Genomic DNA, 8,877 nt, shown 5'->3' on the forward strand with positions numbered 1-8,877 from the left:
TCAATGGACGGAAGGCGTTGCGCCGCCCTTGTATCCGCGCGCCCATTCCTTGCTCTGCTTGGCGGCCTGGTCGATTCGAGCAGCGACGCGATCGTCTTTCTGGCGTTGCTTTGCTTCCTTGTCGAGATCGGAGACCCCGAACTCGTCCGTGTCCCGCGTGCGGAAGTACAGCGACGGCGCGAGCACGTGATCCTGCCAACTCGTCAACAACGTGTCGTGAACGAGCAGATCGAATAGTGCCATCACGTCGGGAGGAAGCGGGTGCTTGCCTTCGATTCCTTCTCTCCAGGCGGACACTAGTTCCATCTGAGGTTCGGGCAGCATGGCTGCCTCGATCGCGTCCGCGCTCGCCTTGTTATCGGAATCCCATGTGTCCGGCGTGTTCCGGATTCGTTCTGCTGATTTCCGCAAGCCGTCCTGAAGGGACGCGCGGTACAGCGTCCTTTCCGACTCCTTGTGAAGACGTTCCCACACGGTCGTGTAGTCTTTCGGCGCCTCGGCGAGCAACTTCTCGTAACGCTTCTGCGCCGCGTCGCTCGCCGCCTTCATCCCCCGCAACGTCGCTTGATCGGCGGGGCTCCGACTCGCCAGCATGCTCATGTTGATGCCCTGGCGCTGCAGTTCCCAGTCGAGTTTCGACTTCGTCGTCTTGCGCTGCAGGTCGGCGTCGGCCATGTTGCGCTTCCAGTCCGCCACTGGGTCGGACATCGTGCGCCGGAATTCGGGGTCCTGATAGCGGACGGCAATCCAGCGCAGGAAGATTTTCGAATGGGAGACGAGGTCGATGCCGGCTTTGCGGGGGACGAGTGCGCGGTAGGCGTTGACCAGTGCCCTAATCCGGTATTCCCTTCCATCGCATTTGATTGGATCAGAGAGCTTGAAGCGCTGGAACACGGGTGCGTTGTACAGATACAGATCCTCCATCGTGTCCATAGCGGCCCCCGCCTTCAGTGCTTCCAGCAACATATCTTGCAGCGGGATCCTCATCAGTTCGGCATTAAAACCCAAGGACCCGTTCGGTGCTCCACCGACGACATCGCAACTAGTGCCCGGATAGAGAAACTGCTCGCCGCGGGTTTTCTCGAGACTATCAAGACGCTGATAGAAGCGCATCTCATGCGCAGCAGCGAAATGAACACAGCGCTGGACGCTTGCCGGAATGCCGAGAGGCCGATCCTTGTAGCTGGTTTTTAGCAATCCAAGATAAGGCACCATCCCGATCAGTTCGCCGGCCTCCTCCGACATGATCGACGAAACGGCGTCGAGAAGACCGACAAACTTGATCTGAATCGATACGCCGTCAATCGCAAGATCCGTATCGTCCCTGCGTTTGTATTTCTCTGCTAGATGGTTGATAAACGCACGTGCGAGCACGCATCCCCGATCCGCCCCAAAGACCGATACCTCGATGAGGCGAACCTTCGGCATCTGGTTCTTGACGGTATGGTATGCAGCCTCGAATTGATCCCTGGCCGCGATCAACCGGGTGTCGACGCCAGTTCCGAATGCCTCGGCCATGACAGCGTTGTCACGTACGATCGGTACGTTCTCCATCGCCAAGCCAACGAAGAGTCCGCGCGCAACGGCCATGGCCGCCTTCATCGGGGTTCCCTTAATGTTCGCCTTGGCGTCGTTCTTGGCATTGCGCCACAGCAACGTGCCAGTGGCCTTGGTTCGCTCCCAGATTCGCTCCGGCGACGCATTCAGCACATTCGCGATTCGACGCGCCTGAGCAGGAATGTGCTCAATATCCTTTCGAAAATCCTCGAACGCCTTCTCGATTGGCCGAAACGAAAAATCTCCCGCGAGAAACTGCTTTTTCACGTCGTCGACCCGCCTTTTTACGTCGGCCTGTTTGAGCGGCGTATTGACACGCGCGAACGATTGGGCCACCGACGACGCCCCCTTGGCGAGCTTCTTGCCCGCCAGTTTGGCGGCGGCTACGCCAATGTTGTTCCATGTGTTGGATTTGGCATCGTCGTTCAGCGGCGTACCCAGGCCGGAATAGTAAAAGCGAAACCAGAACTGGTTCGCTGGTCGCCTCGGGTCCTCAATGTCACGATGTGCCTCCCAAAGCCGGGCGATATTTGAATACCGCGAACTCGATTTATCGTCTATATCTCGGTTGCGCCCGAACGCATCGAAGAAAAAACCCATACGGATCGTCGCCCCGCAAGGCATGCAATCGCTCTTCGGGTACATGGTCGCGTTCTGATTGACGATCTGCATGTACGCCGATGCCGGTGTTGCATCATCCGGATCCAGTTTGATTCTTTCAGCCATGCTTTTTCTCCTCTACGCGCGGGGGCGGAACCAGTCCATCGGGTAGGGACGGCACCGCTACCGACTCGAACTTGCCGCTCGTCAATTCAGACAGAGTCTTCTTCGGCAACGATTGCATCGCCTTCGCAAAGGCCCCCGGCTTGCTGGCGTCCGCTTGCAGGATGCGCTGAATCTCCGGATGCGAGTCGAAGCGATTATTGACGAGCAGATTGTAGTAAGCGTATTGCTTCAGATCGTCGAGATCGGTGAGATGGTATTTCAGCCATGCAATCGCGACCACACGGGCGACACGACGAAACTGCTGGTCTTCGCGCTCATCGTACCGCTTGTTCAACTGCGTCTGATACTGACTCGCCATCCAACGCGACACATCGACCATTGGGATGCGCGACTCATCCATCAGCGCACCAGGAAACTGGAACTCGATGTGACGGTCTGGATAAAAGTGCACTTCGAGAATTCGATCACCGACCTTCTCTGGAACCTGCGCCGGCGGCATCGTCACCTTGGCCTCCGCGTGAAGCGTCTGTTCGTTGCCCTTGTGCCACTGGTCAACGTCGACATAGTTCCATTTGACTGTAAACTCCGTGCCTTTAAGTTTGTAGCAGCACGTCACGCCACCTCCGCCACCTGGCAAGCTATTACCCCCCCCAGCTTTGTTACCGTATGCGTCGGTAATCGTGAATCCGTCCAGGTTGTATGGCAGATAGTTGTGCGCGATTACCGAAATCCCGGTATACGTCGGCTCTGACTTTCCGCATGCAGTCATTGCCACCACGAGCAAACACCCCGCCAGCGTACGACTCATCAGACTCGACAATCTCATTGCTCTACTCATTGATGTTTTCCTTTTGAATCGCTCTCAGCGCGCGACACAGGCATAGACCCGACCGCAATCCTCGGCATGCCCTCAGCGACATAGCTCAGCTCAAGCCCAGAGCCATCGCAATCGCGCCCACCGCTACCGCGAGCCTACGCCGCATCCTCACGCGCCTCCAGCAACTCCCGCTCATGCATGTCGCGAATCGCATCCCAAGTCGCATCATCGATCGACGCCAGCGCTGCATCGACGCTCGTTTCTCCGCGTGACGCCGCTTCAAGACACGACTTCACGATCGGATGCTCGTCGAACCGCGGCGCAACCTGCACGCCGGTCACGACATAGGAGAGCAGCCCGACCTCATCGACGATCCCGTGCGCCGCCGCACGATCGAGCTGCTCGACAACCAGGTCGTGAAGCTCCGCATCCGACAGGTGATCGACCACCGCCGCCATCGTCTCCCTGAACTTCAGCACGAGCTTGTCTGGATACCCGAGCTCGATCAACTTCGCATGCTGCTGCTCGCTGAGTCCCGCCGCATCGGCCGCCGGCATCGCTCCTTCGACCGCCGGCGCATCGTTGCGCCACACCACCTCATCGAGCTGTCGATCGCGATACCGAATCTCGTTGAACGGCGCAACGAACTGCCGTGTCTGCGCATCGCTCCACACCCGTCGAATACGGTCGAACACATGGTTGTCGAAGAAGAACAGGTAGTACGCGCGACCGTTCGGCAATTTGTACTGCACGTACCGGCGCAGATGCGCATCAAGCGCATCGAACGACCACGTCGACCACATCCACGTCACCGCATGCAGATCGACCGCATCAAGCCACAGCTGGCGCAGCAGCCGATGCTGCTCGGCATTCTCGTCGTCAAGCGTGTCGCGATCGAACGCGATCAGGTACGGCGCGATATCCGTATAGGCTTCGAGCCCCGTATCGGTCCACAGCGACGCGTAGCGTAGACGATGCACCGTCGCGAGTCGCACATCGAGCTCCTGATAGCCCCGTGTATCGACGAGGACATACAGCCGCATCGCCCTGCCGACTTCGTCGGTGTGAGCCAGCGAAGCCTTCAGCATTGCCAGAAACGCCGGCCACTCCGGCTCGCGCGGATTCCGAGCAGTGTCGATGGTTTCGTTTGCGCCAGTCGCGTCATTCCGACCGGTCACGTCGTTAAGCTCGTCCATCAATCCGCCTCGACCATTGCTTCGCGCCCGCTATGCGCATTCAGCACACACTGCTTGCACGTTCCGCCCGGCATCGCGGGCAGCGGATACGGCATGCTGGCCGGTCCGTTGAACTGGTGCTGCGCGCCCTTGAAATCCACCTTCCCCGGCGCATGAATCTCGATGTTGCCGCCCTTGATCCGGATATAGGCGCCGCCCGACGTCAGCAGGACCTCCTGCTTGGCGGCCACGTCGACATGCTCGGTTGCCGACATCAGCTTGACCACCTTCTGCGCAGTGACCTCGACGCTATCCGCATGCGCCTGTATCTCGACCTTCCCCTTGCCGGCAAACAGCTTCATTCCGGCATTCTGCGCGAACAGGCTGATGCGATCGCGGATGCCGGCAATCAGCGATTTTCCGCTGGCAATGAACGTGCTCTGGCCGCTGACGATATTGGTCTGCCGATCGGCCGACACGTGTACCGACTGCTGCGACGAAAACGCGACGCCCGCCGGACTCCCAAACAACATCACGGGCTCCTTGAACGCATTCGCATTCCCGGTCCCGCCACCGCCAGTCCTGCCGCCACCCGCCGTCGCGCCCGCGACGCTGTTCTGCGTCGCATCGGCAAACTGCTTCAGCGCATCGTGCCCATCGCCGAGCCCCGCAGCCTGATGCATCTCGCTGACCTGCGACATCGACTCGATCAGCCCCTCGGCATTGACGAGCTGCTGCCGCGCTTCCGACACATCGAGCGGCTGGCTGCTCGCCTGCTTCGGATGCGTCGTCACATACAGCCCCTGCCCCGCGCGCACCGCGCCATACGCGTCCGTGCGCAAATCGAACCCCGAACCGAGATACGCGCCGCGCGTGTTGCCGTCCTGCTCGATCAGATAGCCGAGATGCAGCAGCGAATTCGCGCTGCTGCTGAACAGCCGCGCGCGGTTCTGCCCGGTCGCGTCGTCGAGCACCATCTCGTTGTGCCCCGATCCCGCATACTCCTTCGACCGGAAGCCCGACAGAATCCCGTTGCTGTGCCACTGCGGCGCGGTCGCACCGTTATACACGCGGTGCAACGCGATCGGTCGGTCGCAGTCGCCGCCCACATAGCCGATCAGCACTTCCTCGCCGACGCGCGGAATATGCACGCCGCCGTAACCGCCGCCGGTATCCGACTGCACGACGCGCACCCAGCACGACGCGTTCTCGCGGCCTTCGCTTTGCCGATCCCACACGAACATCACCTTGATCCGGTTCAGTTCGTCGGTGTAAACCTCTTCGCCCGGCGGACCGACGACGACCGCCGTTTCGAGCTGCATCTCCGGCTTGCGATGCACGAGCGGGCTGCGGTACGGCACGCTCGCGCGCTGCGCTTCGACCTCGACGAGATAGAACCCTGCCGAGCCGTCGTCGTGGCCGACAACGAATGCCGCAGCATCGCGGTACGCCGCTTTCACCCGCGCAAGTTCGTCCTGCAAACTGTGCGGAAAGTGCGCCTCCTCGGCCGAAAGCGGCAGGTTGTTCTCGACATACCGGCTCACGGCGATCGCCGCGAATTCGCGATCCTGCGCCGAATCGCGGTCATGCTCTGGATGATCGGCGAGCGTGAAGCGTCGGCCCGCGTCGATGCCGCGCACGCCGCCCACGCCGAAGAAGCGCTTCGCGCGCGACTCCCATTCCTCGAGACGAATCTTCGACAGCTGTTCGCCGCGATCCTGGCCCGGATACGTGTACGCGCCGGTGTATTCGTAGATTTCCGCCTGCTCCGGCAGATCGCCCTGGCCGCTCTTCGTCGGCAACGACGTGCCGTTCGGACTGGCGGCCGACGAAGGCGACTTGTAGTCGAACGTGCGCGTCGTATGCAGCGAGCTTTGCAGCGTCCGCGACGCGGCCCACTGCGTAAACCCCGCGGTTTCGGTGCCCGCGCCTGACCGGTCGAACCTGACGACGTTCGGCGACAGCGCGTCGACCGCATGCAGATCGTCGGTCACGACAAGCGTGTGCGCACTGCCGTCTTCCGCGTGCCGCCAAAACCCGAACAGCCCTTCGTCCTCCATCAGCCGATGCACGAAGTTCCAGTCGGTTTCGCTCTGGCGGCAGTACGAGCGCGACGGCAGCGGCTTCGATAACGCAAACTGATACCGGCCCTTCGCCTGCGGATGGGTATCGAACACGTCGGCCAGGATCGCGTCGACGCTCTCGTCCTGCCAGTAGCGCATATCGCTGCGGAACTTCAGGAAGTGCATCCACGACGCGAACGTCAACTGATAGCTCGACAGACTGCCGTCCGCGCCGAGCCGGCGAGCGGTATGCACATATCCGTTGATCGGCAGATACGACTTGTCCGCCTGCTGGATCCACAGCGTGATCGGCTTGGCGATCAGCGTCTTGAGCTCGATGTCACTCGCAGCGGACACGAAGTCGAGCGCGACGCTGAAATCGCGGCCCAGTTCGGCGCGGATTACTGCGCGGCGCGGCACGAGTGCATTGCTCGGCAGCGACGGGATGTCGGTCTTCAGCAGACGATCCTGCTGAATCAGCCCGCCGCGAATCGCCTGTATCAGTTCGGTCACGTTCATACGTCACCCTTCTTGTTGTTCCTCGCGAACCCGCCGGGCCCGCGCTCTCAGGTCGAAAGCCCGGTCGCTCACGACTGCTCGTCCGGCCTCACCCCCAGCAGCTCGCGAATATGCGACAGCGATCCGTCATCCTTGACGACGCTCTCGAGCCACTTGTGCAGCGGCATGTCGGCCCATTCCGCCGCCTTGTCGGCGAGATACGCGACCGGGCTATGCGGCTCCGTCTGCCTGAAGTAGCGCGCGACCGCACGCAACTGATCGACGGCCTGCGCACGGTTCTGAATGCCGGCGATCATCTGCGTCGCCGGCGGACGCGGAGCGGTTTGCGACTGCACGTGGGTCTCCTCGGTCTGGATCGGCGTGCCGAAACTCGGCTCGATGCGCTCGGGCTGCGCGGCGGGCGGCACTTCCTTATGCGGCGCGCTGCCGGTATAGCCCTGCTCGCGCGCAAAGCGCTCGGCAAGCCGATACACGGTCTCGAACGCATCGCGCGTCTGCCGGAAACTCGGCGCGGCATCGCCTGCACGCGCGACCAGCGTGTCCTCGAACGCATCGAGCGCGAACTCGAATGCCTTCAGGTTCGCGAGCAGCGTCGCGTAGAACGCGATCGGCGTCACGCGCCGCGATGCATCGATCTGCTCGACCGACGGCTTGCCGCGCGCGATGTCGTCCGCATGCTCGGGATCGCGCTTGATCGCCTGCGCCACGTGCTGCGCGACCTCCCAGTCGAGCGTCGTGAACGCGTTCGCCGCGCCGTCCGTCATCGGTATGCCGCGCAGCAGCTCGGCCGTGCGGCCGGCCAGCCACGCGACGTTGCCGAGCCGGTATTCGACGTCCTCGCCTTCGGGCAGCGGATGAACGGTGTCCCAATACTCGCGGCACAGTCCTTCCAGCAGCGCATAGCCTTCGGTGAGACCGGTGATGCCGTCCTCGAGCGCGAGCGCCTCGGTCAGCCACACCGCGACGCGCAGATCCTTCGTGCGCGTGCGCAGCAGGTCGGTCGCGCGCTCGACGACGAGGCCCCAGTCGGCCTCCTTGATCTCGGTCACCCACTCGCCTTGATCGAGCGTCGGATCGTCGTAGCGCCGCGCCTCCTGGATCGCGTCGAATTCGTTCGAGAACAGCAGGTCGTCGCCGGTGGGCGACGCATCGCTGATCGGCGTCAGCAGCTCGGGGAGATTGATGGGCATGGTTCAGTAAATCCGTTGATGCATCGGAAGGGGCGCGCTCATTCGACCGTATACGCAAACTCGCCGGCGTCGTCCGCGCACACCGCGATGCGCGTAATCGACGCGCCGTCGGCGATCCGGCCCAGCACGTGACCCGCGATCTCCGGCAGCAGCGTCCCGTTCAGAATGTGGTCGACGTTGCGTGCGCCCGAGTCGACTTCGGTGCAGCGCGCGAGAACCGCGTCGACGAGCGATTCGTCCCATTCGAACGCGGCCTTGTGGTTCGCCTCGATGCGGCTGCGAATCCGTTCGAGCTTCAGCTCGATGATCTCGGCGAGCACGTCGTCGGAGATCGGGTAGTACGGCACCACCTTCATCCGGCCGAGGAACGCGGGCTTGAACGCCTTGTACAGCTGCGGGCGCAGCGCCTCCGCGAGCGCATCGGGATCGGGCAATTCCTCGGCCGGCTTGTTCAGGCACGCCTGCATCACCGCGGCCGAACCGACGTTCGACGTCAGGATGATCAGCGTGTTGCGGAAGTCGATCTCGCGCCCTTCGGCGTCGTCCATCATGCCCTTGTCGAACACCTGGAAGAACATCTCGAGCACGTCCGGATGCGCCTTCTCGACCTCGTCGAGCAGCACGACCGAATACGGATTGCGCCGCACGGCCTCGGTCAGCACGCCGCCTTCGCCGTAACCGACGTAGCCCGGCGGCGAACCCTTCAGCCCGGACACGCTGTGCGCCTCCTGATACTCGCTCATGTTGATCGTGATCATCTTGCGCTCGCCGCCGTAGAGGATGTCCGCGAGCGCCAGCGCCGTCTCGGTCTTGCCGACGCCGGACGGCCC

General features: G+C 62.2%; 6 protein-coding genes. All 6 read right to left on the minus strand.

Annotation, left to right across the window (positions count from 1 at the left end; translation table 11 throughout):
- Window positions 1-2,283, minus strand: a complete 2,283-nt coding sequence (locus tag HMPREF3115_RS21880; protein ID WP_070556033.1) for a DUF2235 domain-containing protein — start codon at window positions 2,281-2,283, stop codon at window positions 1-3.
- Entirely contained in the window at window positions 2,276-3,109 is an 834-nt protein-coding gene (locus tag HMPREF3115_RS21885) for a DUF3304 domain-containing protein (protein ID WP_035489415.1), read from the minus strand. The genes HMPREF3115_RS21880 and HMPREF3115_RS21885 overlap by 8 nt, the downstream gene beginning before the upstream one ends.
- Window positions 3,110-3,255: 146 nt before the next feature.
- Window positions 3,256-4,296, minus strand: a complete 1,041-nt coding sequence (locus HMPREF3115_RS21890; RefSeq protein ID WP_070556035.1) for a DUF4123 domain-containing protein — start codon at window positions 4,294-4,296, stop codon at window positions 3,256-3,258.
- A complete protein-coding gene (locus tag HMPREF3115_RS21895) occupies window positions 4,296-6,857 on the minus strand; it encodes a type VI secretion system Vgr family protein (RefSeq protein ID WP_070556037.1) in 2,562 nt (853 codons plus the stop codon). Before HMPREF3115_RS21895 ends, HMPREF3115_RS21890 begins: the two co-directional genes overlap by 1 nt.
- A 68-nt stretch (window positions 6,858-6,925) precedes the next feature.
- Entirely contained in the window at window positions 6,926-8,047 is a 1,122-nt protein-coding gene (tssA, locus tag HMPREF3115_RS21900; RefSeq protein ID WP_006409504.1) for a type VI secretion system protein TssA, read from the minus strand.
- A 38-nt stretch (window positions 8,048-8,085) separates the two neighbouring features.
- On the minus strand, window positions 8,086-8,877 hold a 792-nt coding region (locus HMPREF3115_RS21905; RefSeq protein WP_141751715.1), incomplete at its 5' end, for an AAA family ATPase.

It is taken from the genome of Burkholderia sp. HMSC10F09 (assembly GCF_001806955.1).
GTDB classification, from domain to species: domain Bacteria; phylum Pseudomonadota; class Gammaproteobacteria; order Burkholderiales; family Burkholderiaceae; genus Burkholderia; species Burkholderia multivorans.